The following is a 24,810-nucleotide window of genomic DNA, read 5'->3' on the forward strand; positions in this document are numbered from 1 at the left end:
CGGTGATGTAAAAATCACCGGTTTTTTAACATTATTTAAAAAACATATAGTATCTTACGGAAGATACGTGTTAATACTTTATGAAAAAGATTATAATTATTGGTTCGGGGTTTTCTTCACTATCTGCTAGTTGCTACTTAGCCAAAGCAGGTTACGACGTTACCATACTAGAAAAAAACACAACTACGGGCGGTAGAGCAAGACAATTAAAAACCAACGGTTTTGTTTTTGATATTGGTCCTTCATTTTATTGGATGCCAGATGTGTTTGATAAATTCTTTGGAGACTTCAACAAAAAAACAAGTGATTATTATCACCTAGACCAACTAAACCCTGCTTATCAAATATATTTTGATAAAAATGATTCTATTTCTATTTCTGAAGATTTTAACGAAACCAGAGATACTTTTGAAAAAATTGAAGCAGGTAGTGGCAAACAGTTAGAGCGCTTTATTAATAAAGCAAAAATTAACTATGATATTGCCATAAAAAATTTAGTATACAACCCTGGTGAAACTATTCTTGAAATTATAAATAGAAAAACAGTAACCAAATTATACGAATTTATTCTAACCATAAAAAATCAAGTTTCTGGTTATGTAAAAAACAATAAACTACGTAAAGTTTTAGAGTTCCCTGTATTATTTTTAGGTGCAAAACCTAGCAACACACCATCATTCTATAACTTTATGAATTATGCAGATCTTAAATTAGGTACATGGCATCCGCAAGGGGGTATGTACAAAGTTGTAGAAGGTATGCAAACACTAGCCCAAAGTTTAGGTGTTAAAACCATAACAGATAGTCCTGTGTTAAAAATTGATATACAAGATGGAGTTGTTAAAGGTGTAGATAGTAAAAGTGGATATTTAGAGTGCGATATTCTTTTAAGTGGCGCAGACTACCACCATACTGAAACCTTACTACCACAGCAATACAGACAATATTCAGAAAAATACTGGGATAAAAAAATATTTGCTCCTTCTGCCCTATTATTCTTTGTTGGGTTTGATAAAAAAATAGAAAATGTAAATCACCATACTTTATTTTTTGACACTGATTTTGAAGAACACGCAAAAACAATATACGACACCAAAGAATGGCCTAACAAACCATTATTTTACGCAAGTTTCCCTAGCAAAACAGATAAAACTTGTGCTCCTGAAAATAAAGAATCTGCCGTGTTTTTAGTACCAATTGCACCAGACATAGAAGATACAGAAGAATTAAGAGAGCACTACTTTAATCAAATCATAGAAAGAGTAGAAATAATTACGGATCAAAAAATAAAAGATGCTATACTTTTTAAAGAATCTTATTGTGTAGATAACTTTAAGGATGATTATAACTCTTATAAAGGTAATGCTTATGGTATGGCAAACACATTGCTACAAACCCATATACTAAGACCTAAATTAAAAAGTAAAAAAGTAGATAATTTATATTTCTGCGGACAATTAACTGTTCCAGGACCTGGTGTACCACCATCATTAATATCTGGTAAAGTAGTAAGTGAACTAATTTTAAAACACAGTAAATTATGAAAGCTCTGTTTGATTCTTCAAGTGTTAACTGTAGTAAGTTAATTACTAAAACCTATAGCACATCTTTCTCTTTAGGTATTAAACTTTTTGCACCTTCTATTAGGCCAGCAATATATGCTATATATGGTTTTGTTAGATATGCAGACGAGATTGTAGATTCTTTTCATGACTATGAACAAGAAACACTATTAAACGAGTTTGAAGAAGAGTATAGAAAATCACTTCAAAGAAAAATTAGTTTAAACCCTATTATAAATTCTTTTCAGGAAATTGTATTAAAATACGACTTGCACCAATACGTAGATGCTTTTTTAACAAGTATGCGTCACGATTTAGACAAAACAGAATACAACACAAAAGAAGAGTATAATGATTACATCTATGGCTCTGCAGATGTAGTAGGCCTTATGTGTTTACGTGTTTTTGTAAATAACGACAATGAAAAATTTAACCATTTAAAAGAATCTGCTCAGTACCTAGGTTCTGCTTTTCAGAAGGTAAATTTTTTAAGAGATTTTAAAGATGATATTAATGACTTAGGAAGATCTTATTTTCCAGAACTAGAAACCAACACTTTAACTAAAAGTGCTAAAGAAAGTATTTTAGAAGATATAGAAAATGATTTTGCTGAAGCTTATAAAGGAATTGTACAATTACCTCTAGAAAGTAGGTTAGGCGTTTTTGTAGCTTATAAGTACTACTCTAAGCTACTTAAAAAGCTAAAGAGAGCAGATACAACTAGTATTATGAATAGTAGAATACGTATATCTAATCCTTTAAAATTTTTAATTCTAACTAAAGCGTATATCAGATTCAAATTCAACATTATTTAAGGTAAAACGTGTAACTTTATAGTTAAATTAAATTTACCTTAAACTTGTTTAATGAAATTAGTATTCTCACTTTTAGTTCTCATATTCAATCTATCTACAGATTGCACAAATTTAGAAAAAGTTAGAGATCAGTTTCATACCATAAAAACAAAAGAGGATTTAAAAAAATTTATAGATAGCACTAAAGATACTAGCTGTTCTAGGGTAAAACCATATATAGCTTCATGTATAATGAAAAAAGCAGAATACACTATATGGCCTTTTAAAAAACTAGCGTATTTTAATGAAGGTAAAAAATCACTAGAAGATTACATTGAGGAATACCCAAAAGATATAGAAGCTAAATATGTGCGCTTTTTAGTACAAACTAACATACCAGATTTTCTGGGTTATAATACTAGAATTGCTGCCGACAAAAAGTTTATAAAAGACAATATAGCTACTGCGGATATACCTGAGAGCTACAAAAAAACAATTTTACAAAACATTAATAATATAAGTCCCAACTAATGAAAATAGCACTTTTTATACTAATTACAATAGTAACGTTTGCTGTTATGGAAGTTATAACTTGGTTAACGCACAAGTATGTAATGCACGGATTTCTATGGATTTTACACGCAGATCACCATCAACCTAAATATCCACATCCTTTTGAAAAAAATGATCTGTTCTTTGTAATATTTGCGATACCTAGTATTGCTTTATTTTATTTTGGAATACACCCAGAATTAAACTTTATGTTTTTTATTGGATTAGGTATTTTATTTTACGGTATGGCTTATTTTTTAATACACGATGTTTTAATTCACCAACGATTTAAATGGTTTAAAAAGACTAAAAACAAATATTTAATTGGATTGCGTAAAGCACACAAAGTACATCATAAACATTTAGGTAAGGCACATGGAGAATGTTTTGGAATGTTGTTTGTTCCTAAAAAGTACCATACTCAATACAAACCGTAATGAAACCCTACTACTACCTACTTATAGATCTTGCATGCATAAGCGTTCCGTTTATTGCTAGCTTTTACAAAAAACATTCTTTTTACAAAAAATGGGGTTCTTTTTTTAAAGCTACTATACCCGTAGCCTTATTTTTTATAATTTGGGATTATTGGTTTACTGCAACTGGAGTTTGGGGATTTAACAAAGATTACCTTAGCGGACTTTTTATTGGCGAGCTACCTATAGAAGAGATTCTATTTTTTATAGCAATACCGTATGCTTGCGTATTTACGTATTTTGCTCTTTTATATTTAGTAAAAAACAACCCATTACAAAAAATTGAAAAATACATTACATTTATACTAACTGTTGTATTTATACTTGTAGCTATACTCTTTTACAACAAACTATACACATTTACCACTGCTGTTTTAGGCACAGTTTTTCTTTCTTACTTAAGTTATAAAAAAATAAATTTAAGCTACCATTACCTAACTTATCTATTGATAATTCCATTTTTTCTAGCTAGTAATGGCATCCTTACTGGTAGTTTTTTAGAATCTCCTATTGTATGGTATAACAACACAGAAAACATAGGTTTTAGAATAGGTACTATACCTATTGAAGATTCCTTTTACGGCTTAATACTTATTTTTATGAATATTGAATTGTTTCGTTATTTTAATAAGAAGAAACAATTAAGCAATTAGTTTTCAATTCCTTCTTTATATACTTTTAAAGCTCTTTCTCTGGCTGTCTTATGATCTACCATAGGATCTGGGTAGTCAAAACCATCAAATTCTGGAATCCATTTTCTAACGTACTTAAAATCTTTATCAAACTTCTTAAGCTGTGTTATAGGATTAAAAATTCTAAAATACGGTGCAGCATCACAACCTGTACCTGCAGCCCATTGCCAATTACCATTATTAGAAGCCAACTCGTAGTCTAATAATTTTTTAGCAAAATAAGCCTCTCCCCACTGCCAATCTATTAGCAAGTGTTTACATAAAAAGCCTGCAGTTATCATACGCACTCTGTTGTGCATATACCCAGTTTGGTTTAATTGTCGCATTCCTGCATCTACCATTGGATATCCCGTTGTACCATTACACCATTTCTCAAAATCTTCTTGGTTGTTACGCCACTTAATACCATCGTATTTAGCTCTAAAGTTTTGAGTAACTACTTTTGGATAATGATATAAAATCTGAGTAAAAAATTCTCTCCACACCAATTCACTTAAAAAAACACTTTCTAAACCATTTAACCCGCGTATTAGTTTACGTACACTTACAGTTCCAAAACGCAAATGTGGACCAAGATATGTAGTTATATCATCTGACGGAAAATCTCTCTTATCTGCATAGATATCTAAATGCTTTAAATTATAGGGCATAACTTCTATATCAGAAGCTGTAAAACCTAAATCTTTTAGCGATAAAAAATCGGACGAAAACTCTAATAAGTTTTTAGTAAAATCGCATTTTTGCTCTTCTATTAACTCTGGCTTAAAAAGAGATAACCATTTATTTTTATAAGGCGTATATACTGTATAAGCTCCTCCATCATTTTTTAAAACATCATTTTCTTCAAATATAACACTGTCCTTAAACGATTTTACGTCTATACTATTCCCTTCTAAAAGAGCTGTAATTTTCTCGTCTCTTTCCTTGGCGTATGGTTCATAATCTTTATTGTAAAAAACATTTTCTATATCGTACTTATTCATCAATTCTTTCCACGCTTTCTCTGGCGTAGTATGCATACAAAGTACACCGCTATTAAACTTTTTTAAAGCAGTATTTATATTTGACATAGTCTGATGAATAAATGCTACTCTAGCATCATCCCTATCTAATTCATTCAGAATATTTTCATCAAAAATAAAAACAGGAAGCACAGGTTTACCCGAAGAAAGAGCTACAGATAATGCTGTATTATCTTCTAACCTTAAATCTCTTCTAAACCAAAAAATTGATATTTTTTTACTCATAAAAAATGTGTTTTCAATTATATCAAAAATAAGGCCTATTGAGTAAAAATGCTATTCTTAACACACCTATTCCGCTTGCATATTCAATAAAATATCAAATTAAAAAGTTTATATATCTATAGCACATACTTATATTTGTAGCTGGTATAATTTTACCTATGGCCACGTGGCGGAATTGGTAGACGTGCTACCTTGAGGGGGTAGTGTTCTTATGAACGTGCTGGTTCGACTCCAGTCGTGGTCACAAAAAAAGCGCTTTAGACAAAGCGCTTTTTTTTATGAGTAAGATTATTATTTATTCTTTTAACAAGTTTTCTATTAAATCTCTTGTTTTAGCACTATTCCAATCTTTAGATCCCGTTTCATTAACTACAATTTTACCCTCTTTATTTAATATGTAGGTTGTAGGTATTACTTTAGAAACCAATTCTTTTGGCGCGTTAGACTTACTATAATACACCTTAAAATTAAATTCATTTTCCTTTAAATATGTGTTCACTTTAGCTATTTTATCTTCTGCTACTAATACAAACACAACCTTATCTTTATAATCTGCATATAGCTTTTGTAGACTTGGCATTTCTGCCACACAAGGCGGACACCAAGTAGCCCAAAAATTTACAAGAATTACTTTTCCTTTATACTCTTTTAAGTTGAAATTACTACCAGACCCATCTACCAAATTCCAATTATAACTCTGCAAAGCAATTTGCTTTTCTATAGTAACTGAAGAAGCGCTACCAGAAAAAATTCTGTTTACATATACTTTTACTTTAAAACCCAAAGGGGTAAACAATACAGCCGCAATTAGCATATAGAAAATTAAATTTAATATTTTTTTTCTATTAAATGTCATTCTTATTCTGCTATAAGTTGATCTACAATTTCGTAAACATTATCATTATCCCAGTTAGATATTCCTTTTTCGTATATAACTATATTTCCATTCTTATCTATAATATAACTAGAAGGCACTTTTTCTGTATTTACAGCGTGTTTAGCATCAATAATTAAATAAGTCACAGGAAAATTAAATTTCTTTAATGCCATGAACTCATCTACAACCTCTTTTTCTTCATTGGTAATAATGTAAAAATCTACCTTCTCTTTATAATCATTATAAAATTTCTGAATAGATTGTAATTCTGCTTCACAATGAACTTTCCAAGAAGCCCAGTTATTAATAAAAATAACTTTTCCTTTAGATTTTGAGAAGTTAAATAAAGTATGATTTTCATCCTTTAAAACCCAGTCGTAATCTGTTACTTTTTGCTGTTCTTCCTTTGCAATTACAGAGGGAGATGTTGCCACCATTTTGTTTAAAAATATTTTACCCATATGCCCAAGAGGCGTCCAAAAAAATGCTGCTATTACAAGCATTAATAAAAGGGTCAAAATTGTTTTCTTTTTCATTTTTAATATATAATTAGCCCTAAAGTAGTAAGATAAATTCATATAAAAAGAAAAACTCCCGAATTACTTCGGGAGTTTTTTTATCAGAAAGAAAATTGACTTATGCTACGTTTTCTTTTTTAATAACATTTAAGGCAGAACCTTCTCTATACCACTCTATTTGAGGTTGGTTATATGTATGGTTTAGCTTAATTACATCTTTACTACCATCTGCATGAACTAACTCTAAAGTTAATTGTTTTTCTGGTGCAAAATCTGCAATATCTATAAAGTTAAATGTATCGTCTTCTTGCACAAGATCGTAATCTGCTTCGTTAGCAAACGTTAATCCTAACATACCTTGTTTTTTAAGGTTTGTTTCATGAATACGAGCAAAAGATTTTACTATTACTGCCGCAACACCTAAATGTCTTGGCTCCATAGCTGCATGTTCACGAGAAGAACCTTCTCCATAGTTATGATCACCAACAACAATAGATCTTATACCTGCAGCTTTGTATGCACGTGCAGTATCTGGTACACCAGCAAATTCACCCGTTAATTGATTTTTAACAAAGTTGGTCTTTTTACCAAAAGCGTTAACTGCACCAATTAAACAGTTGTTAGAAATATTATCTAAATGACCACGGAAACGTAACCAAGGACCAGCCATAGAAATGTGGTCTGTTGTACATTTGCCAAAAGCCTTAATTAATAATTTAGCTCCCATTAAACTTTCGTCTTTTATTGGAGTAAATGGCTCTAACAGTTGTAATCTTTCAGAATCTAAAGCAACCTTTACCTCTACACCAGAACCGTCTTCGTCTGGAGCTAAGAAACCTGCATCTTCAACAGCAAAACCTTGTGGAGGCAACTCTATACCTAATGGCATATCTAATTTAACTTCTTCACCATCTTCGTTAATTAACGTATCGTTCATTGGATCAAAATCTAAACGACCAGATATTGCTATTGCAGCAACCATCTCTGGTGAACCAACAAATGCGTGAGTATTAGGGTTACCATCTGCTCTTTTAGAGAAGTTACGGTTAAACGAGTGTACAATTGTGTTTTTCTCATCACCTTTTGCATCACTTCTATCCCATTGACCTATACAAGGACCACAGGCATTTGTAAATATTGTAGCTCCAAGGTTTTCAAAAATCTCTAAAATACCGTCTCTCTCTGCAGTAAAACGAATTTGTTCTGAACCTGGATTGATACCAAAATCTGATTTTGGTTTAATTTTTTTATCAACAGCTTGTTTAGCTATAGACGCAGCTCTAGTTAAATCTTCGTAAGATGAGTTGGTACAAGATCCAATTAATCCCCAATCTACTTTTAATGGCCAGTCATTAGCTTTAGCTTTTTCTCCTAATTGACCTACTGGTGTAGCTAAATCTGGAGTAAAAGGCCCGTTTAAATGAGGTCTTAATTCATCTAAATTAATTTCTATAACTTCATCAAAATATTGTTCTGGATTAGCATACACCTCTGCATCTGCAGTTAAGTGTTCTTTTACTTGGTTAGCAGCATCTGCAACATCATTACGATCTGTAGCACGTAAATAACGCTCCATAGACTCATCATAACCAAATGTAGACGTAGTAGCACCTACTTCTGCACCCATATTACAAATAGTACCTTTACCAGTACAAGAAAGGTTTTTAGCACCTTCTCCAAAATATTCTACAATTGCACCTGTACCACCTTTTACAGTTAAGATACCAGCAACTTTTAAAATAACATCCTTAGCAGAAGTCCACCCAGAAATATTACCTGTTAATTTAACACCTATTAGTTTAGGGAATTTAAGCTCCCAAGCCATACCTGCCATAACATCTACAGCATCTGCACCACCAACACCAATAGCAACCATACCTAAACCACCAGCGTTAACTGTATGAGAATCGGTACCAATCATCATTCCACCTGGGAATGCATAATTTTCTAAAACTACTTGGTGAATAATACCTGCTCCTGGTTTCCAGAAACCAATACCATATTTATTAGAAACAGACTCTAAAAAGTTAAATACCTCTGCACTTGTAGAATTAGCTACTTTTAAATCTGGAGTTGCTCCGTTTTTTGCTTGAATTAAGTGATCACAGTGAACTGTTGTTGGAACGGCAACTTTAGGCTTACCAGCTTGCATAAACTGTAATAATGCCATTTGTGCTGTTGCATCTTGACAAGCAATACGATCTGGAGCAAAATCTACATAATCCTTACCTCTTTTAAATTCGGTATTAGGATTACCATCCCATAAGTGAGAATATAATATTTTTTCTGAAAGTGTAAGTGGCTTTCCTACTATTTCACGAGCTTTATCTACTCGTTCAGCCATACGGGCATAAACCCCCTTTATCATATCAATGTCAAATGCCATTCCTTTTAGTTTTGAGTTTAATTTATTGCAATTCCACAAAATTAATAAAATCTAAAGGGTAAACGAAAGAATTAAGTAACGATTACTGTTATTTTGATAAAAAAACAAAAAAAAGCATATCTAAAAATGAATACCTCATTTTTTACTTAAATTTTTATCAAATTGATCACGAAAACGTTTGAAATTTATTTTCGTACTAAAGTAATTTACTTATAATTTGCTCTTCAGATATACCTTCTGCTTCTGCTTTGTAGTTTTTTATTATTCTGTGTCTTAATATACCAATAGCTACTGCTTGCACATCTTCTATATCTGGTGAAAATTTACCACGTATAGCTGCATTTGCTTTAGCTGCCAAAATTAAGTTTTGTGAAGCTCTTGGACCTGCACCCCAATCTATATATTGCTTTACATAGTCTTGTGCAGTATCTAAATTTGGTCTTGTACTATTCACCAACTTTACAGCGTACTCTACAACATTATCTGGAACAGGTATTCTGCGTACTAAATGTTGTACCGCTACAATTTCTTCTGCACTAAATAGTGCATTAATAGTTGCTTTATTGTCTGATGTTGTACGTTTTACAACCTCTATTTCTTCTGCTATAGATGGGTACTGCAATTCTATTGCAAACATAAACCTATCTAATTGAGCTTCTGGCAATGGATATGTACCTTCTTGTTCTATTGGGTTTTGAGTAGCCAATACAAAATAAGGTAATTCTAATTTATAGTTATGCCCCGCTATAGTTACAGACCTCTCTTGCATTGCTTCTAATAATGCTGCTTGCGTTTTTGGTGGAGTTCTGTTTATTTCATCTGCTAAAATAATATTAGAAAATATGGGCCCTTTTATAAACTTAAAATTTCTATTCTGATCTAATATTTCGCTACCTAAAATATCACTAGGCATTAAATCTGGCGTAAACTGTATTCTTTTAAAATCTAACCCTAGTGTTTGTGCAATTGTATTAACCATTAGGGTTTTTGCCAATCCCGGAACTCCTATTAATAAGGAGTGACCACCTGTGTAGATCGATAATAATATCTGATCTATTACCACATCTTGACCAACAATTACTTTAGCTATTTCTTGCTTTAACGCTTGGTGTTTGCTTACTAGATTTTTAATAGCAGTTACGTCTGACATATAGTTCTACTATTTTTTAAACCAGTTGTTAGAAAACTCACAATCTTCATTACCCTTGTTTATACTTACATAAGTATCTTCAATATGCTTTTTCATCCATTTTTGAATAGCATCTATACGTTTTTGAGTTAGTGCTAATTCTTTAATTTTTACATAGTCTTGTGCAAAATCTGCCACGTGCTCATCATACCTATTGGTAATCTTCATTATTTTGTACTTCTTACCTCCGCCTCTTTCTTCAGCCTCTAAAATAGGCATAGAAATTTCGTCGTCTTTAATATTTCTTACTTGGTTATACAACTCTGGCTGCATTTTAGTAAGCTCAAATTTAGAGCTAAAATCTTGTGGGTTTCTTAATTGCCCTCCTTCAAATTTTGTTTCTTTCTGATCAGAAAAATTAAGTGCTGCTTCTGCGAACGTAAATTCCCCGTCTATAATTTTTTGTCTTATTTCTTCTAACTCTTTTCTTGCTTCTTCTAATCTTTCATCAGAAACTTTAGGCGACATAAGAATGTGTCTAACGTCTCTTTCCTGACCTTTAATTTTTTCTAAGTAAATAATATGATAACCAAACTGAGTTTCAAAAGGCTCAGAAACTTCACCCTCTTTTAAACTAAAAGTAACATCTTTAAATTCTTTTACATATCCAGATTCTTTAGATATACCTGGATAAAAACCACCATTAGACCTAGATCCTTCATCTTCAGAAGAAATAATAGCTTTAATTCTAAAGCTAGAACCGCCTTCTAAAACATCTTCTCTAATTTTATTTAACTTATCTATTACTTTTTGCTTTTCTTCTTCACTAGCTTCTGGTTGTTTTACAATTTGCGCAATCTCTAACTGTGCTCCAAAAACGGGTCTTTCGTCTTTTGGTATTTCTTTATAAAACTGTCTTACCTCTTCTGGTGTTATTTCTAATTCCGAAATAATGCTTTGTTGCATTTTTTCAGATAACATTTTTAGCTTATTAATTTTAAAAAGATCTTCTCTTAAAGATTCCTGAGAATCTTTCTTATAAAACTTAAGCAGTTTATCCATAGATCCTATTTGCGCCACTAGCCCCTGTATTTGTCTTTCACTAGCAGAGTTTACCTCATCATCAGAAACCAACAAACTATCTTGTACTGCTTGGTGTGCATACAAACGATCTTCCATTAGTTTGCCTAACAAACCACATCTAGAAACTTCTTCTTCAGAAACACCTTGACTACGTAAGTCTATAAGTGTCTTTTCTATATCAGAATCTAATATTACATAATCACCAACTACAGCAGAAACACCATCTAACTTTATTCTTTTAAAATTAGATTTTATAGTGTCTTGTACAACCTGCACAACCTCTTCTTGCTCTAATTCTTCATCTTGCATAGCATTAACTGTACACGGCACAACCAATAACAATGCTAATAAAAACAGTATTGTATTACTCTTGTTTTTCATATATCTCAAATTCCTTATTTTTAATAGCTTCATCTATAATATCTACTTCTAATTTTCTTAAATATTCTAACCTTCTACGGTTTAGCAAAACGCGTTTAATAGTTGGCGTAATGTATTGTAAAGGAGCAGCTTCGTTTTTATCTAACATATCTACTACCTTGGTCAAATATACCCCTAATGAATCTTGCATTTCAAAAAATTGTGATTTTTTTAAGTACAACTGTTCATTTTCACTTGTTAGCGGCGGTATCTCATTTATTAGTCTTGACGCCTCTACCCAAATAGAATCGTTAAAGTTTACTTTTCTAAATTGTACGTTTATAGAGTCTAAATATATACGGTCTTTTTCAGAAAAACCCTTTAACTTATCTATTACTGCCGCCTTATTTAAAAACTGAGGAGGAAGTTCTACGTAACGTACACGTAGTAATTTTTCATTAAGCTTAAAGTTTTCTTTTTCTCTTTGGTAAAAAGCTTCTAGTTCTTCTTTACTAATAACGGTGTCTTGCTCTTTTTGCACCAAAGCTTCTTTATAAGCCCCTGTGTATAAATCTGTTTTGTAGTTTGCCACAAGCCTATCAAACTCTGCCAATTGCTCTTCAGACAAGTTTACTTTAGACTTAGACATTAGCAATTGTTTAGATGCCCAATTATTAATATAATTGGTTACTAATGTTGTACTATCTTCCTTTGTTAAATTTTTACCTACTAGATCTACTAAGTCTTCTTTATACAGAAAATTTTCGCCTACTCTAGCTACTACTTCCTTTTCTTTATCACTAACAAAAATACCTTGACAAGAGCTCAGTGTTAGTGTTCCATAAAGTATTCCTAACAAGAAAATTAACTTATTTGTATGTTGCATAAATTGGTGCATCTAGCAAAAATAACAATTTGATGTTGCGATACAAGATATATTGTAAAATGATTAACACTTTTAACCTCAAAAAAAAATAAAATTTACTATTTAACACTTAAAAGCCCTTTTGTTACACTAGAAAAAGTGATTATTTAGTACCAATAGAATTGATCTTATTAATAAAGAAATGGTAATTTTACTTTTTTAACACCTAATTACATTAGCTAAATGTCTAAAAAAATAAAGTTAATATGGGATTTTAGAGGTCCTGCTGCAGAAAAAACAGCAGAACACCATGAAATACACTTAAAAGAATTTATAACAGCAGAAAATTTACAACTTAACATTACTGGTTTTACCGTTTTAACAGATATGCATAGTATTGCTTACCTTGTTGTAAACGAAGCTGAAATGATTACTGTTAGGGATGCTTTAAAACCACATAGAGGGGAATTATACACAGAATAATGAAACATTTTTTTACACCTGTATTCATCATAATTTTACTTATATCTTGTAAAGAAAAAGTAAAAACACCAGACCATCCTATAAAATACGCTATTGAATCTGCCAACCCTAAAATTAAAAAGGTTGTAGACAGCATAACAAAGTACGAGGTACAGGTAAGATATACTGAGGTTAACAAAAAGCAAGGTATTTACATCTTTAATAATTACGATGTTAACGTAAATTCTAAAAATTATTTTTACCCAGCTAGCAGCGTTAAACTACCCATTGCCGTTCTTACATTAGAAAAACTAAACGAGAACGATTCTTTAACTAAGGATTCTTCTTTTTTTATAGAAGGTGATACTCTAAAGACAACGTTTGCTAAAGAAATTACTAAAATATTTGCTGTAAGTGATAATGATGCTTACAACAGGTTATTTGAGTTTCTTGGTCAAGATTATATCAATAAAAAACTAACAGAAAAAGGGTTAAAAGACGTTAGAATATCGCATAGGTTATCTACAGAAGATCCAGACAATGTTACAACCAAACCCCTGGTTATTTATTTAAATGATAGCACAACCTACAACACTAAAGCTATAATTAATAGTCCCATAACCCCTTTAGAGATTGATAAACTAAAAAAAGGAATTAGTTATATTGAAGAAGACTCTCTACAGAAAGAACCTTTTGACTTCAGTTTAAAAAACAACTACCCTATTAACGATCAGCAACAGGTTTTGCAGCGTGTAATTTTCCCAGAATCATTTACCAAAACTCAGCAGTTTAATTTGTCTGATGAGCAATTGTCCTTTTTAAAAAGTACAATGAGTATACTTCCTAAAGATGCTGGTTATCCTAAAGGCGATTACCACGATAGTTATGTAAAATTCTTTATGTATGGAGACACTAAGAAACCTATACCAAGTACTATTAAAATATACAATAAAGTTGGCTATGCTTATGGTACGCTTACAGACTGCGCGTATATTGAAGACACTGAAAACAACATACAATTTATGCTTACCGCAACTATTCTCGTAAACAAAAATGGTGTTTTTAATGACAACACATACGAATATGACGAAATAGGAATTCCGTTTTTAGCACAATTAGGAAGAGAATTTTACAATTACAACTTAAAGAAAAAACAAAACTAAGTTGCTTATTTAACAATATTTAGCTTGTAAAATTGTTACTATAAATAACCAAAAACCCTAAAAATAGAATTTAACAGGTTAAGCCCTAAAAAATTCACTGTATACAGGGTGCTTACAATTATAGATACATAACTATATTGCACAAGTATTGCAATGCAATACGCACTTAGGAACCTAACTTATGGCAAACGATCAGGAATATTTAAACAATTTAACCAAGCAATTTGAAAATCTTCTTAGCAAACAAGAACATTTTGCAAAAGAGTTAATGATATTGCATAAAGAAATTGAACGTCTTAAAAAAGAAGGCATTCCTAAACAAACTCCTTTAGCAACCGAACCCATTGCTAAGCCAGAGGTTAAAGCCGAAAAGGTAATAGAAGAACCTATTAAAGAGGTTATAAAAGAGACTGTAAAGGAACCTATTATAGCTCCAAAACCTCAGCCTATAAGAGACATAAAGCCTGAAGTTAAAAAAATTATTAAACCAAAAGGGAAATCTAATATTGAGAAATTTATTGGTGAAAATCTATTAAATAAAATTGGTATTCTTATTCTAATATTTGGTGTTGCTATTGGTGCAAAATACTCTATAGAAAACAACTTAATTAGCCCTTTAACTAGAATAATCTTAGGTTATTTAACTGGCTTAGGTTTACTTGGTTTTGGTATTAAGTTAAAAGAAAAATATACAAGTTATAGTGCCGTTCTAGTCAGTGGTTCCATAGCTATACTTTACTTTATAACATTTGCCGCTCATAGTTTTTATGACATTTTTCCACAAATACCAGCTTTTGCAATAATGGCTTTACTAACCGTATTTACTGTTATTACAGCTATAAATTACAACAAACAAGCAATTGCACATATTGGCTTGGTTGGCGCATACGCTGTTCCTTTTTTACTTAGTAATGGTTCTGGACAAGTTGGCATTTTGTTTACATATATGACAATAATTAACATTGGCATTTTAGTATTATCGTTTAAAAAAGACTGGAAAGGCTTATTTTATTCCGCATTTGGATTTACATGGATTATATATACATCTTGGATTCTAGGTGGAGACAGAGGAGATTATTTAACTGAAGCATTTACATTCTTATTTGTTTTCTTCTTATTATTCTACACCACCTTTATTGTAAACAAAATTAAAAAGAAAGAAGCCTTTAACCCAAGCTCTATCCTTATACTATTACTAAATTCTTTTCTATTCTTTGGCATAGGTTTCTTCTTACTAGAATTAAACGATGACTATAGAGGATATACGGGTTTATTTACAGTACTTAATGCCCTATTACATTTTATTGCTGGTACAATTCTTTACAAACAAAAACTAGCAAACAACAACCTGCTGTACTTTGTATTGGGAATGGTATTTGTTTTTATCACCATAGCAGTACCTATACAATTAGATGGGAATTATGTAACATTATTATGGGTTGCTATCGCGGCATTATTATTCTGGATTGGCACTACCAAAGACGCTTCAATATTAAAGAAATTATCTTATCCACTATTAGCTTTATCAATATTAAGTCTAATACAAGATTGGGAGGCTTATGTAATAAATTATAGCTACTACATAGATAGTGCAGATGATTTTTTAACCCCTATATTTAACATCAATTTATTAAGTACAATTATATGCATAGCTTCAGTATATTTTATATATAGAACAAACCAAAAACATAATACCAACAAAAAAAGCATATTATCTTTTGTAGCTCCTATTTTACTTATATTACTTACTTACGTAGGCTTGTTTCTTGAGATAGTTAACTATTTTGAAATTCTCTTAACAAAATCTAAAATCATTATTAGTAAAACAGACGTATACTCTAACCCTGTTAATTATGATTTAACTGATTTTAAAATAATTTGGCTAATAATATACACACTATTTTTCTTAGGGATTTTAAGTGTCATCAATATTAAAAAGATAAAAAACAAAGCCCTTGGGTTTGCAAATATTACACTTAATACTATTGCGTTACTTATTTCTTTAACCATTGGTTTATTTACATTAAGCGAACTTAGATATAGCCATCTAAACCCTTCTGACTATTACAATACTGGTATATTTCATTTAGGAATTAGGTATATATTATATGCTTTTATAGCAGCTATAATTTATAGTATTTACAGCTATAACAAACAGAATTTTATGCTCCCTAAGTTTAAAATTTTATTTTCTATAATACTAAACATTACGGCATTATGGATTCTTAGTAGCGAACTAATTAATTGGATGGATTTATTAGGCACCGAACAAACTTACGGCTTAGGACTTTCAATCTTATGGGGACTATATTCTTTCTTCTTAGTTGCTAAAGGCATCTGGAAAAAGACAAAATACATACGTATTGGCGGTATAATTCTATTTGGAATTACCATTCTTAAGTTGTTCTTCTTAGATTTAGCATCTTTAGACACAATACGCAAGACTCTTGTCCTTGTTATCCTAGGACTATTAATTATGGGAGTTTCATTTTTATACAACAAGTACAAAAACAAAATTTTTGATGAGACAAAAACTGAGTAAATCTATATTCTTTTTTCTTTTAATATCGACAACTTTCTATGGTCAAATGCAAAGCTATGATGCAAAAATAGAACTTAAAAATATTACTGATACTTGGCATAATATTGTATTACCAGACACTGTTTTTGCTAATACTCAAGATCATTTAAGTGATATTCGCATTTACGGTATAACTCCTAAAAAAGATACTATTGAAGCCCCTTATATTTTTAATTACACATCTCCAGAATTAAAAACTAAAACGGTAGACTACAAATTATTAAACGCTAGTACTAAAGATGGCAATTACTACTTTACACTAAAAGTACCTTCTAAGGATCCTATTAACCATATAAAATTAGATTTTGAAAACACTAATTTTGATTGGAAAACATTGGTACAAGGAAGTCACGACCAAAAAGATTGGTTTACAATTTATAAAGATTATAGAATTGTAGCTATTAAGAACGATCAAACAAATTACAGTTTTACAGATATCACTTTTCCAGCAGCAGAATACACATATTTTAGAGTAGGAATTAAAAGTGATGAAGAACCTATTTTAAACAGAGCAACATTAGAGCTTCAACAAAAAGCTACAGAAAATATTACCAACAGAAAATTAAAATCTTATACTGTTGTTGAAGATAAAAAAAGTAAAAAAACAATTATCAATATAAGTTTAACTAAAAAAGCCCCTACACACCAAGTAACCATAAATATTAATGATAATTTTGATTATTACAGACCTATAAAAATTGAAGAGCTTTTAGACAGTGTAAAAACACAAAAAGGGTATTTGTATGACTACAATACACTAAGCGTTGGCACATTATCCTCTATAGAAAATAATACATTTGCTTTTGACAATACCTTCTCTAAAAAGATACGCATTACTATTTTAAATTTTGACAATCAGCCTTTAAAAATAAAAAATATAACTGCTAAAGGTTACAAGTACTTACTAACCGCAAGGTTTACAGAACCAGCTACATATTATTTAACATATGGTAATAAAGATGCATATGGTCCTAGTTATGATATTGCTCAACTAAATATAAAAATGCCTAAGGATATAAAAAACCTTTCTTTGGGCAATCCTGTTTATATTGCTAAAAAAGAAACACAAATACAAGAACCTCTTTTTGAAAACAAGCTTTGGTTGTGGGTTATTATGGGCGTTATAATGGCTATAATTGGTTGGTTCTCTTATAAAATGTTAAGTAAAAAACCTGAATAAAAGCCAATACAACTCCTAATTATTTTTTTTGTAACTTGGGAATCCCCCATACTTTACAACATACTTTCTTACAACCTGTTATGGTAATAAACACTTTTTAACCATTAACAAATAGTAAAATGAAAAAATTAGTAGCAGAATTTATTGGTACACTTTGGCTAGTCCTTGGTGGTTGTGGTAGCGCTGTATTAGCAGCAGGTTATCCAGAATTAGGAATTGGCTTCATGGGTGTGGCACTGGCCTTTGGACTTACAGTAATTACAATGGCTTACGCAATAGGACACATTTCCGGCTGCCATTTAAACCCAGCAGTATCAATTGGATTATGGATTGGAGGTAGGTTTGATAAAAAAGATTTACTTCCTTATATTATTGCCCAAGTTATGGGCGGCATTGCTGGAGCAGCAATTTTATACGCTATTGTAAGCGGCAAAGAAGGCTTTAACATAGGTAGCTTTGCTGCTAATGGCTACGGAGAACATTCTCCTGATGGTTACAGTATGGTATCTGCTTTAATTACAGAAGTTGTAATGACTTTTATGTTCTTAATTATTATACTAGGAGCAACACACTCTAAAGCTCCAAAAGGAATGGCTGGCTTAGCAATAGGCCTTGGACTTACATTAATTCACCTAATAAGCATACCCGTAACCAACACCTCTGTAAACCCTGCACGTAGTACTAGTCAGGCTTTATTTGCACAAACGGATTGGGCTATACCGCAATTATGGTTATTTTGGATTGCCCCTGTAGTTGGTGCTGTTTTAGCTGGTTTAATATACAAATACTTATCCCCAGAAGAAAAAGGATAAATTTTAAAAGTAAAAAGCCCTAGAATATATATTCTAGGGCTTTTTTTTATTTCTTAAAACAAACAATTAAACAGGCTCACCGTATAGGTCAAAATCTTCAGCTTGTGTTATTTTAATGTTTGTATATTCACCCTGCTTTAAATAGTGCTTAGTAGCATCTATTAAAACTTCATTATCAACGTCTGGCGAATCAAACTCAGTTCTACCCACAAAGTAGTTTCCATCTTTTCTATCTATAATACATTTAAAAGTCTCACCTATTTTTTCCTGGTTCAACTCCCAAGAAATCTGAGACTGTATCTCCATAATCTGGTTAGCCCTATCTTGCTTTACCTCTTCAGGAACATTATCTTCTAAATTGTATGCATGCGTATTTTCTTCATGACTATATGTAAAACAACCCAAACGCTCAAAACGCATATCTGTAACCCATTGTTTTAGAGTTTCAAAATCTTCTTCTGTTTCTCCAGGGTAACCAACAATTAAAGTTGTTCTAATTGTCATTCCAGGAACCACAGATCTAAAGTCTTGCAACAACTTAGTTGTTTTTGCTTGTGTAGTACCACGACGCATACTTTTTAGAATAGAATCTGAAATATGCTGTAATGGAATATCTAAATAATTACAGATCTTAGGCTCCTTATTCATAAGATCTAAAACATCCATAGGAAAACCAGTAGGAAAAGCATAATGCAAACGTATCCACTCTATACCCTCTACTTTTACTAAAGCTTCTAGAAGCTCAGCTAAATTTCTTTTCTTGTATAAATCTAATCCGTAATACGTTAAATCTTGCGCTATAAGTATAAGTTCTTTTACACCTTTTGCGGCTAATTTTTCTGCCTCAGTAACTAAGTCTTCAATTGGTGTACTTTTATGCTTACCACGCATTAATGGTATTGCACAAAAAGAACAAGGTCTATCACAACCTTCTGCAATTTTTAAATATGCATAGTTCTTAGGAGTTGTAGTTAAACGCTCACCTATTAACTCATGCTTATAATCTGCCTCTAAAGCTTTTAACAAACTAGGTAGCTGACTAGTACCAAAATACTCATCTACATTAGGAATTTCTTTTAGCAAGTCTGGCTTATAGCGTTCACTTAAACATCCTGTAACAAAAACTTTATCTACCTCACCAGCTTCTTTCTTCTGTACAAAATCTAAAATAGTATTTATACTTTCCTCTTTTGCATTAGCAATAAAACCGCATGTGTTTATAACAACGATATTACCCTCTTCTTCATGAGCTACATCTTTGCCATTAGCTTTTAACTGCCCCATAAGTACTTCTGAATCGTACACATTTTTAGAGCAACCTAAAGTAACTACATTAATTTTATTTGTTTTAAGTGATTTTGTGCGCATAATCTTTTAAAATTGGCTGCAAAAATACAACTTGCTTAAGGAATGACACCTATATAGAACTAATTTTATGAGTTTTACGTTAAACCATTAACCTATAATATTATCTAAACTTAAAAATATACAAGATGAAAAGTTACAGATACTCTTTTTTAACATTAGTACTTTGTATAATTTGCAGCTGTTCTACAGATAAAGAAAATAGCATAAACGATACAGATTCTGATGAAATGTATTTTCCGCCAATAAACTCTGATCAATGGAAAACTAATACAGTTGAAGATTTAGACTGGAATGAAGATGCTTTACAACCACTTTTAAGTTTTGTTGAAGCCAACAAAACAAAAGCTTTTTTAATACTTGAAAACGGAAAAATTGTAGTTGAATGGTATGGTAATAATGCTAATGCGACCTCTAATTTACCCTGGAATTCTGCTGCAAAAACATTAGTATCTTTTACTGCCGGAATTGCTATTGACGAAGGTTTTTTAGATATCAATTTGCCATCTAGCAATTATTTGGGCACAGATTGGTCTTCTTTAACCACTGTTCAAGAACAAAGCATTACAGTTAAAAACCATTTAACTATGACTACTGGTTTAGATTATACTGTAACTAACAACAGCTGTACAGACCCAGAGTGTTTCTCTTTTAAAAATTCACCAGGAACATTTTGGTACTACCATAATGGAGCATACACTATTATGCATAGTATTATAGAAGGAGCCACACAGCAAAATTTTAATACTTATTTTAATGATAAACTAAAAAATGTAATTGGTATGCAAGGCTCTTGGGTACCTTTTGGTTATTTTAAATTGTATTACAGCAACGCCAGAAGTATGGCCAGGTATGGAATTTTAAATCTAAATAAAGGAAATTGGGATGGAATTCCGGTGTTAGAATCAGAAACATATTTTAACGAAATGACAAGCACGTCTCAAAACTTAAATTATGCATATGGTTATTTTTGGTGGCTAAACGGAAAAGCATCATATAAACTACCTGCTTCTGAACTTAATTACACTGGAAAACTAATACCTAATGCACCAAACGATTTAATAGCCGCCTTAGGCAAGGATGACCAAAAACTATACATTTCACCTAGCAAAAACTTAGTTGTTGTACGTTTAGGTGATGCTGCTAATGATGAATTACTTGGTCCGTCTAGTTTTGACAACCTACTTTGGGAGAAAATAAATAACTTAATTAACTAGTTGTAATTTTTTGGTATTTGCCTTGCTTTAAAAACAGACTCAAAACCCGCTGCATAACGCAACAATTCTGCCTCTTTAAATTGTTTAGCTATAAAAGTTAAACTAATTGGCTCTCCTGTTTTTTTATATCCCATTGGTACTGTAATTGCAGGATATTTAGCTACTGCGGCATAACCAGCGTGGTAATTATTAATAGATAAAATTGCATTTAAATTATGAGCATCCATAGCCTCATTAAAATAACGCCTTCCGTTTTGTTCTAAATTATTAACAATGACAGCCAATTCTTCAACTGTAGTGGTATCTGCTAAAATTCCTCTAAATAAGGCTTGCCCATAAGGTATTCTTGTAACAGAGTCTTTATCATTAAACGCTACTGCAGATTTTATATCGTTTATTGTCAGTTTATTTTTAGTTTGATTTTTTATGTAGGTTGGCAAATCGTGCTTCATATCAATATTTAAAAAACTTAAAAAACCACTCATTGAAACTTCTGGAGGTGTAATTTCTACAATAACACCTCCATGCTCTCTTAATTTATCTATTGTTGTTTTGTAAATAGAATCTGTCTCTAACAAATTTTTAATCACCCCAAAACGCTTTCCTTTTAAGTTATTATCTGTTAAAGGTGCAGAAAGTATTCCTAATTGTTTTTCTACAGATTTGTTATCTGCAGCATCTTCACCCTTCATTGCATCTAACAAAATAGCAGCATCAACTACGTTTTTAGCCATTGGACCAGGAGTATCTAATGTACTAGAAATTGGTACAATACCCGTTCTACTTAACAAACCAATTGTTGGTTTTAAGCCAACTACCGAGTTTTGACTAGAAGGAGACAATATAGAACCCGATGTTTCTGTACCTACAGCAGCTACCGCATAATTTGCTGCAATAGCTGTACCACTACCGGCACTAGATCCTCCTGTTTCAAAAACTGTTCTACCGTAAGGGTTTAATGTTTGTCCGCCTACCGCACTATACCCAACAGGACAACCAGTACATAAAAAATAAGCCCATTCACTTAAATTAACTTTTCCTAAAATTAAGGCGCCATTTTCCTTTAGTTGCTTTACTATAAAAGCATCATCTGTACTGTTATTTTTTAATGCTATTGCACCAGCAGTGGTTACCATATTTTTAGTGTTAATATTGTCTTTTAACAATATAGGCATACCATATATGGGGTGTTTACCAGCAGGCTCATTACCCCTATTTTTAAGCTCATCTAATTTACGAGCTTGCTTAACCACATCTTTATTTAAAGCTATTACTGTATTTAAGGTTGTGGTATTATCTAACTCATACTTATAAATTCTGTACAAATAAAAAAGAACCAATTTCTCATAAGTTAATACACCTTCATCTAATTGCTTACGTAATGCATAAATATTTTGCTCTAAAATAAGAGGCTTTAATGCTACATATTCTTTTTCTGATAATTTTTGAACCTCTGGATATAAAGGAAGAAAAATTTCATTTTTATCTATTACTTTAGATTGCAAAAGTTTGTAACGCATTCTAGAGTTTTTATGCGTTTTATTCTTTTCAACATCTAAAGAATCATTATAAGGCGTCCACAATACAACTTCTTCTTTAGGTGTTGCTTCTTTATTTTTACAAGCAAAACCAAGCAACATCAATGTAACTAAAAATATTTTTTTCATAACCAAATAGCTTAAAACCAAAAAAACCTCCTAATGGAGGTTTTTATATTACTTTTTTAAATTGAAGAAAGAATCTACAAACTCAAACTTATTAAAAACTTGCAAGTCCTCAATACCCTCTCCTACTCCTATATATTTTACAGGGATCTTAAATTGATCTGATATACCAATTACAACCCCTCCTTTTGCTGTACCATCTAATTTAGTAACCGCTAAAGATGTTACCTCAGTAGCCTTTGTAAATTCTTTAGCCTGCTCAAAAGCATTTTGACCAGTAGAACCATCTAGCACCAACATTACTTCGTGTGGTGTGTTTTCTACTACTTTATGCATAACTCGCTTTACCTTGGTAAGCTCGTTCATTAAATTTATTTTATTATGCAAACGACCTGCTGTATCTATAATTACAACATCTGCACCTTGAGTAACCGCAGAACTCAACGTATCAAAAGCAACAGAAGCAGGATCACTACCCATTTTTTGCTTTACAATAGGTATATCCACACGATCTGCCCAAACTTGCAATTGATCTATTGCAGCTGCTCTAAAAGTATCAGCAGCACCTAAAACAACTTTTAATCCTTCTTTTTTAAACTGATAAGCCATTTTACCAATAGTTGTAGTTTTACCTACACCATTAACACCAACAACCATAATTACATAAGGCTTTACACCTTTAGGAATTGTAAATTCTGTAGCGTTACCAGTATTGGTTTCAGATAAAAGTCCGGCTATTTCCTCACGTAAAATAACATTAAGTTCGTCCGTACCTAAATACTTATCTTTAGAAACACGAGCTTCTATACGATTAATAATTTTTAAGGTTGTTTCTACACCAACATCAGAAGTTACTAAAATCTCTTCCAAGTTATCTAGCACATCCTCGTCTACCTTTGCTTTACCAGCTACAGCTTTACTTAATTTAGAAAAAAAGCTTGTTTTACTTTTCTCTAGCCCTTTATCTAGGGTTTCCTTCTTTTTAGAAGAAAAAATATTTTTAAATAAACTCATTTTTTATCCTGTAATTTTACCAAAGATATAAAAATAAAAAAAGCCACTTTCTAATGAAAGTAGCTTTTATAATCAATACTATATATTGATATTATTTTTTAGCTAACCACTCGCTTACTAATTCTGGAGCCATAACTGATTCCACAAATGTGTAAGCTCCTGATTTAGGAGATTTTACCATCTTAATGGCTTTAGTTAATCTCTTTGAGCTGGTCTGTAAACTTGCTACTGTTTTCTTTGCCATAACTTGTTAGTTTAACAATTTCCTTACTAAAGGAAATATAAATTATTTTATTTCTTTATGAACAGTCATCTTCTTTAAAATTGGGTTAAATTTCTTTAACTCAATTCTATCTGGAGTGTTCTTCTTATTTTTAGTGGTAATGTACCTAGAAGTACCTGGTTGCCCTGACTCTTTGTGCTCTGTACACTCTAAAATAACTTGTATTCTGTTACCTTTCTTTGCCATCTTAATTCTTTTTAGAAGAGATTATTTAATTATCCCTTGTGCTTTAGCCTCTTTTAATACTTCAGAGATTCCTTTTTTATTGATACTCTTAAGAGCTCTTGTAGATACTTTCAAAGTAATCCAACGATCTTCCTCTGGAATGTAAAAACGTTTCTTAGATAGGTTTACATCAAACCTTCTTCTTGTCTTATTAATAGAGAAAGACACGTTGTTCCCAAACATTGCTTTCTTCCCAGTGATTTCACAAACTTTTGACATTATGCTAGATTTTGTGTTATTTTAAACAGGCTGCAAATTTATGTCTTTTTTTTGGGTAGACAAAATTCTTTTCGTCAATTTTTT

General features: G+C 31.5%; 24 protein-coding genes and 1 tRNA gene. 12 read left to right on the top strand and 13 right to left on the bottom strand.

Annotation, left to right across the window (positions count from 1 at the left end; translation table 11 throughout):
• Window positions 1-80 precede the first annotated feature (80 nt).
• Genes BT107_RS16180 through BT107_RS16200 form a run of 5 tightly spaced genes read left to right on the top strand, consistent with a single transcriptional unit; the run spans window position 81 to window position 4,037 of the window.
• Complete coding sequence (locus BT107_RS16180; RefSeq protein ID WP_072304879.1) at window positions 81-1,544, top strand: phytoene desaturase family protein; 1,464 nt, start codon at window positions 81-83, stop codon at window positions 1,542-1,544.
• Window positions 1,541-2,377 (top strand): phytoene/squalene synthase family protein, encoded by an 837-nt coding sequence (locus BT107_RS16185; RefSeq protein ID WP_072304880.1) that lies wholly within the window; start codon window positions 1,541-1,543, stop codon window positions 2,375-2,377. Before BT107_RS16180 ends, BT107_RS16185 begins: the two co-directional genes overlap by 4 nt.
• Window positions 2,378-2,428: 51 nt before the next feature.
• Window positions 2,429-2,887: a hypothetical protein gene (locus tag BT107_RS16190; protein ID WP_072304881.1), complete on the top strand. Its 459-nt coding sequence runs from the start codon at window positions 2,429-2,431 to the stop codon at window positions 2,885-2,887.
• Window positions 2,887-3,345, top strand: a complete 459-nt coding sequence (locus tag BT107_RS16195; RefSeq protein WP_072304882.1) for a sterol desaturase family protein — start codon at window positions 2,887-2,889, stop codon at window positions 3,343-3,345. Before BT107_RS16190 ends, BT107_RS16195 begins: the two co-directional genes overlap by 1 nt.
• Window positions 3,345-4,037, top strand: a complete 693-nt coding sequence (locus tag BT107_RS16200) for a lycopene cyclase domain-containing protein (protein ID WP_072304883.1) — start codon at window positions 3,345-3,347, stop codon at window positions 4,035-4,037. The genes BT107_RS16195 and BT107_RS16200 overlap by 1 nt, the downstream gene beginning before the upstream one ends.
• On the opposite strand, the gene BT107_RS16205 is transcribed toward BT107_RS16200, so the two are convergent.
• Window positions 4,034-5,323 carry a cryptochrome/photolyase family protein gene (locus BT107_RS16205; RefSeq protein WP_072304884.1) on the bottom strand — a complete coding sequence of 430 codons (1,290 nt, stop codon included), beginning with the start codon at window positions 5,321-5,323 and terminating at the stop codon, window positions 4,034-4,036. The genes BT107_RS16200 and BT107_RS16205 overlap by 4 nt on opposite strands.
• Window positions 5,324-5,483: 160 nt before the next feature.
• On the opposite strand from BT107_RS16205, the gene BT107_RS16210 reads away from it, so the two are divergent.
• Window positions 5,484-5,567 (top strand) — tRNA-Leu (locus BT107_RS16210).
• Between the two features lie 51 nt (window positions 5,568-5,618).
• Here the strand turns inward: BT107_RS16210 and BT107_RS16215 are convergent.
• The 6 genes from BT107_RS16215 to BT107_RS16240 all read right to left on the bottom strand — a co-directional run bounded on the left by BT107_RS16215 (window position 5,619) and on the right by BT107_RS16240 (window position 12,562).
• On the bottom strand, window positions 5,619-6,179 hold the full coding sequence (locus BT107_RS16215) for a TlpA family protein disulfide reductase (RefSeq protein WP_072304885.1): 561 nt from the start codon (window positions 6,177-6,179) through the stop codon (window positions 5,619-5,621).
• A 2-nt stretch (window positions 6,180-6,181) separates the two neighbouring features.
• A complete protein-coding gene (locus BT107_RS16220; RefSeq protein ID WP_072304886.1) occupies window positions 6,182-6,736 on the bottom strand; it encodes a TlpA family protein disulfide reductase in 555 nt (184 codons plus the stop codon).
• Window positions 6,737-6,836: 100 nt separating this feature from the next.
• Window positions 6,837-9,104: an aconitate hydratase gene (locus BT107_RS16225; protein WP_072304887.1), complete on the bottom strand. Its 2,268-nt coding sequence runs from the start codon at window positions 9,102-9,104 to the stop codon at window positions 6,837-6,839.
• A gap of 196 nt (window positions 9,105-9,300) precedes the next feature.
• A complete protein-coding gene (locus BT107_RS16230) occupies window positions 9,301-10,254 on the bottom strand; it encodes an AAA family ATPase (protein ID WP_072304888.1) in 954 nt (317 codons plus the stop codon).
• 9 nt (window positions 10,255-10,263) lie between these two features.
• Window positions 10,264-11,697 (bottom strand): peptidylprolyl isomerase, encoded by a 1,434-nt coding sequence (locus BT107_RS16235; RefSeq protein WP_072304889.1) that lies wholly within the window; start codon window positions 11,695-11,697, stop codon window positions 10,264-10,266.
• Entirely contained in the window at window positions 11,681-12,562 is an 882-nt protein-coding gene (locus BT107_RS16240) for a peptidylprolyl isomerase (RefSeq protein ID WP_072304939.1), read from the bottom strand. The genes BT107_RS16235 and BT107_RS16240 overlap by 17 nt, the downstream gene beginning before the upstream one ends.
• A 222-nt stretch (window positions 12,563-12,784) precedes the next feature.
• Here BT107_RS16240 and BT107_RS16245 point away from each other — a divergent pair, with 222 nt between their 5' ends.
• From BT107_RS16245 to aqpZ, 5 genes are all read left to right on the top strand, one after another.
• Window positions 12,785-13,024, top strand: coding sequence for a hypothetical protein (locus BT107_RS16245; protein WP_072304890.1), 240 nt, complete (start codon window positions 12,785-12,787; stop codon window positions 13,022-13,024).
• Complete coding sequence (locus BT107_RS16250) at window positions 13,024-14,166, top strand: serine hydrolase (protein WP_072304891.1); 1,143 nt, start codon at window positions 13,024-13,026, stop codon at window positions 14,164-14,166. The genes BT107_RS16245 and BT107_RS16250 overlap by 1 nt, the downstream gene beginning before the upstream one ends.
• 181 nt (window positions 14,167-14,347) lie before the next feature.
• Window positions 14,348-16,708 carry a DUF2339 domain-containing protein gene (locus BT107_RS16255; protein WP_072304892.1) on the top strand — a complete coding sequence of 787 codons (2,361 nt, stop codon included), beginning with the start codon at window positions 14,348-14,350 and terminating at the stop codon, window positions 16,706-16,708.
• A complete protein-coding gene (locus BT107_RS16260) occupies window positions 16,689-17,927 on the top strand; it encodes a DUF3999 family protein (RefSeq protein ID WP_072304893.1) in 1,239 nt (412 codons plus the stop codon). The genes BT107_RS16255 and BT107_RS16260 overlap by 20 nt, the downstream gene beginning before the upstream one ends.
• Before the next feature lie 119 nt (window positions 17,928-18,046).
• Window positions 18,047-18,739 carry an aquaporin Z gene (gene aqpZ, locus BT107_RS16265; RefSeq protein WP_072304894.1) on the top strand — a complete coding sequence of 231 codons (693 nt, stop codon included), beginning with the start codon at window positions 18,047-18,049 and terminating at the stop codon, window positions 18,737-18,739.
• Window positions 18,740-18,805: 66 nt separating this feature from the next.
• Here aqpZ and rimO read toward each other — a convergent pair whose 3' ends face one another.
• Window positions 18,806-20,107 carry a 30S ribosomal protein S12 methylthiotransferase RimO gene (gene rimO / locus BT107_RS16270; RefSeq protein ID WP_072304895.1) on the bottom strand — a complete coding sequence of 434 codons (1,302 nt, stop codon included), beginning with the start codon at window positions 20,105-20,107 and terminating at the stop codon, window positions 18,806-18,808.
• 125 nt (window positions 20,108-20,232) lie between these two features.
• Here rimO and BT107_RS16275 point away from each other — a divergent pair, with 125 nt between their 5' ends.
• Window positions 20,233-21,321, top strand: coding sequence for a serine hydrolase domain-containing protein (locus BT107_RS16275; RefSeq protein ID WP_072304896.1), 1,089 nt, complete (start codon window positions 20,233-20,235; stop codon window positions 21,319-21,321).
• Here the strand turns inward: BT107_RS16275 and BT107_RS16280 are convergent.
• The 5 genes from BT107_RS16280 to rpmB all read right to left on the bottom strand — a co-directional run bounded on the left by BT107_RS16280 (window position 21,318) and on the right by rpmB (window position 24,726).
• On the bottom strand, window positions 21,318-22,988 hold the full coding sequence (locus BT107_RS16280; RefSeq protein WP_072304897.1) for an amidase family protein: 1,671 nt from the start codon (window positions 22,986-22,988) through the stop codon (window positions 21,318-21,320). The two genes, BT107_RS16275 and BT107_RS16280, sit on opposite strands and share 4 nt — an antisense overlap.
• A 48-nt stretch (window positions 22,989-23,036) precedes the next feature.
• On the bottom strand, window positions 23,037-23,999 hold the full coding sequence (gene ftsY, locus BT107_RS16285) for a signal recognition particle-docking protein FtsY (RefSeq protein WP_072304898.1): 963 nt from the start codon (window positions 23,997-23,999) through the stop codon (window positions 23,037-23,039).
• Between the two features lie 91 nt (window positions 24,000-24,090).
• Entirely contained in the window at window positions 24,091-24,243 is a 153-nt protein-coding gene (locus BT107_RS16290; RefSeq protein WP_072304899.1) for a DUF4295 domain-containing protein, read from the bottom strand.
• A gap of 42 nt (window positions 24,244-24,285) precedes the next feature.
• Window positions 24,286-24,468 (bottom strand): 50S ribosomal protein L33, encoded by a 183-nt coding sequence (gene rpmG, locus BT107_RS16295; RefSeq protein ID WP_024481505.1) that lies wholly within the window; start codon window positions 24,466-24,468, stop codon window positions 24,286-24,288.
• A 21-nt stretch (window positions 24,469-24,489) separates the two neighbouring features.
• Window positions 24,490-24,726: a 50S ribosomal protein L28 gene (gene rpmB, locus BT107_RS16300; protein ID WP_013620064.1), complete on the bottom strand. Its 237-nt coding sequence runs from the start codon at window positions 24,724-24,726 to the stop codon at window positions 24,490-24,492.
• Between the last annotated feature and the right edge of the window lie 84 nt (window positions 24,727-24,810).

It is taken from the genome of Cellulophaga fucicola, assembly GCF_900119145.1.
Taxonomy (GTDB): domain Bacteria; phylum Bacteroidota; class Bacteroidia; order Flavobacteriales; family Flavobacteriaceae; genus Cellulophaga; species Cellulophaga fucicola.

Excerpts from the sequence above, each read along its gene's own strand:
- BT107_RS16280 (WP_072304897.1), bottom strand. The coding sequence starts at position 22,988 with ATGAAAAAAATATTTTTAGTTACATTGATGTTGCTTGGTTTTGCTTGT.
- rpmG (WP_024481505.1), bottom strand. The coding sequence starts at position 24,468 with ATGGCAAAGAAAGGTAACAGAATACAAGTTATTTTAGAGTGTACAGAG.
- BT107_RS16260 (WP_072304893.1), top strand. The coding sequence starts at position 16,689 with ATGAGACAAAAACTGAGTAAATCTATATTCTTTTTTCTTTTAATATCG.
- BT107_RS16200 (WP_072304883.1), top strand. The coding sequence starts at position 3,345 with ATGAAACCCTACTACTACCTACTTATAGATCTTGCATGCATAAGCGTT.
- BT107_RS16220 (WP_072304886.1), bottom strand. The coding sequence starts at position 6,736 with ATGAAAAAGAAAACAATTTTGACCCTTTTATTAATGCTTGTAATAGCA.
- BT107_RS16255 (WP_072304892.1), top strand. The coding sequence starts at position 14,348 with ATGGCAAACGATCAGGAATATTTAAACAATTTAACCAAGCAATTTGAA.
- aqpZ (WP_072304894.1), top strand. The coding sequence starts at position 18,047 with ATGAAAAAATTAGTAGCAGAATTTATTGGTACACTTTGGCTAGTCCTT.
- ftsY (WP_072304898.1), bottom strand. The coding sequence starts at position 23,999 with ATGAGTTTATTTAAAAATATTTTTTCTTCTAAAAAGAAGGAAACCCTA.
- BT107_RS16240 (WP_072304939.1), bottom strand. The coding sequence starts at position 12,562 with ATGCAACATACAAATAAGTTAATTTTCTTGTTAGGAATACTTTATGGA.
- BT107_RS16195 (WP_072304882.1), top strand. The coding sequence starts at position 2,887 with ATGAAAATAGCACTTTTTATACTAATTACAATAGTAACGTTTGCTGTT.
- BT107_RS16185 (WP_072304880.1), top strand. The coding sequence starts at position 1,541 with ATGAAAGCTCTGTTTGATTCTTCAAGTGTTAACTGTAGTAAGTTAATT.
- BT107_RS16205 (WP_072304884.1), bottom strand. The coding sequence starts at position 5,323 with ATGAGTAAAAAAATATCAATTTTTTGGTTTAGAAGAGATTTAAGGTTA.
- BT107_RS16275 (WP_072304896.1), top strand. The coding sequence starts at position 20,233 with ATGAAAAGTTACAGATACTCTTTTTTAACATTAGTACTTTGTATAATT.
- BT107_RS16215 (WP_072304885.1), bottom strand. The coding sequence starts at position 6,179 with ATGACATTTAATAGAAAAAAAATATTAAATTTAATTTTCTATATGCTA.
- BT107_RS16290 (WP_072304899.1), bottom strand. The coding sequence starts at position 24,243 with ATGGCAAAGAAAACAGTAGCAAGTTTACAGACCAGCTCAAAGAGATTA.
- BT107_RS16250 (WP_072304891.1), top strand. The coding sequence starts at position 13,024 with ATGAAACATTTTTTTACACCTGTATTCATCATAATTTTACTTATATCT.
- BT107_RS16245 (WP_072304890.1), top strand. The coding sequence starts at position 12,785 with ATGTCTAAAAAAATAAAGTTAATATGGGATTTTAGAGGTCCTGCTGCA.
- BT107_RS16235 (WP_072304889.1), bottom strand. The coding sequence starts at position 11,697 with ATGAAAAACAAGAGTAATACAATACTGTTTTTATTAGCATTGTTATTG.
- BT107_RS16230 (WP_072304888.1), bottom strand. The coding sequence starts at position 10,254 with ATGTCAGACGTAACTGCTATTAAAAATCTAGTAAGCAAACACCAAGCG.
- BT107_RS16225 (WP_072304887.1), bottom strand. The coding sequence starts at position 9,104 with ATGGCATTTGACATTGATATGATAAAGGGGGTTTATGCCCGTATGGCT.
- BT107_RS16190 (WP_072304881.1), top strand. The coding sequence starts at position 2,429 with ATGAAATTAGTATTCTCACTTTTAGTTCTCATATTCAATCTATCTACA.
- rimO (WP_072304895.1), bottom strand. The coding sequence starts at position 20,107 with ATGCGCACAAAATCACTTAAAACAAATAAAATTAATGTAGTTACTTTA.
- BT107_RS16180 (WP_072304879.1), top strand. The coding sequence starts at position 81 with ATGAAAAAGATTATAATTATTGGTTCGGGGTTTTCTTCACTATCTGCT.
- rpmB (WP_013620064.1), bottom strand. The coding sequence starts at position 24,726 with ATGTCAAAAGTTTGTGAAATCACTGGGAAGAAAGCAATGTTTGGGAAC.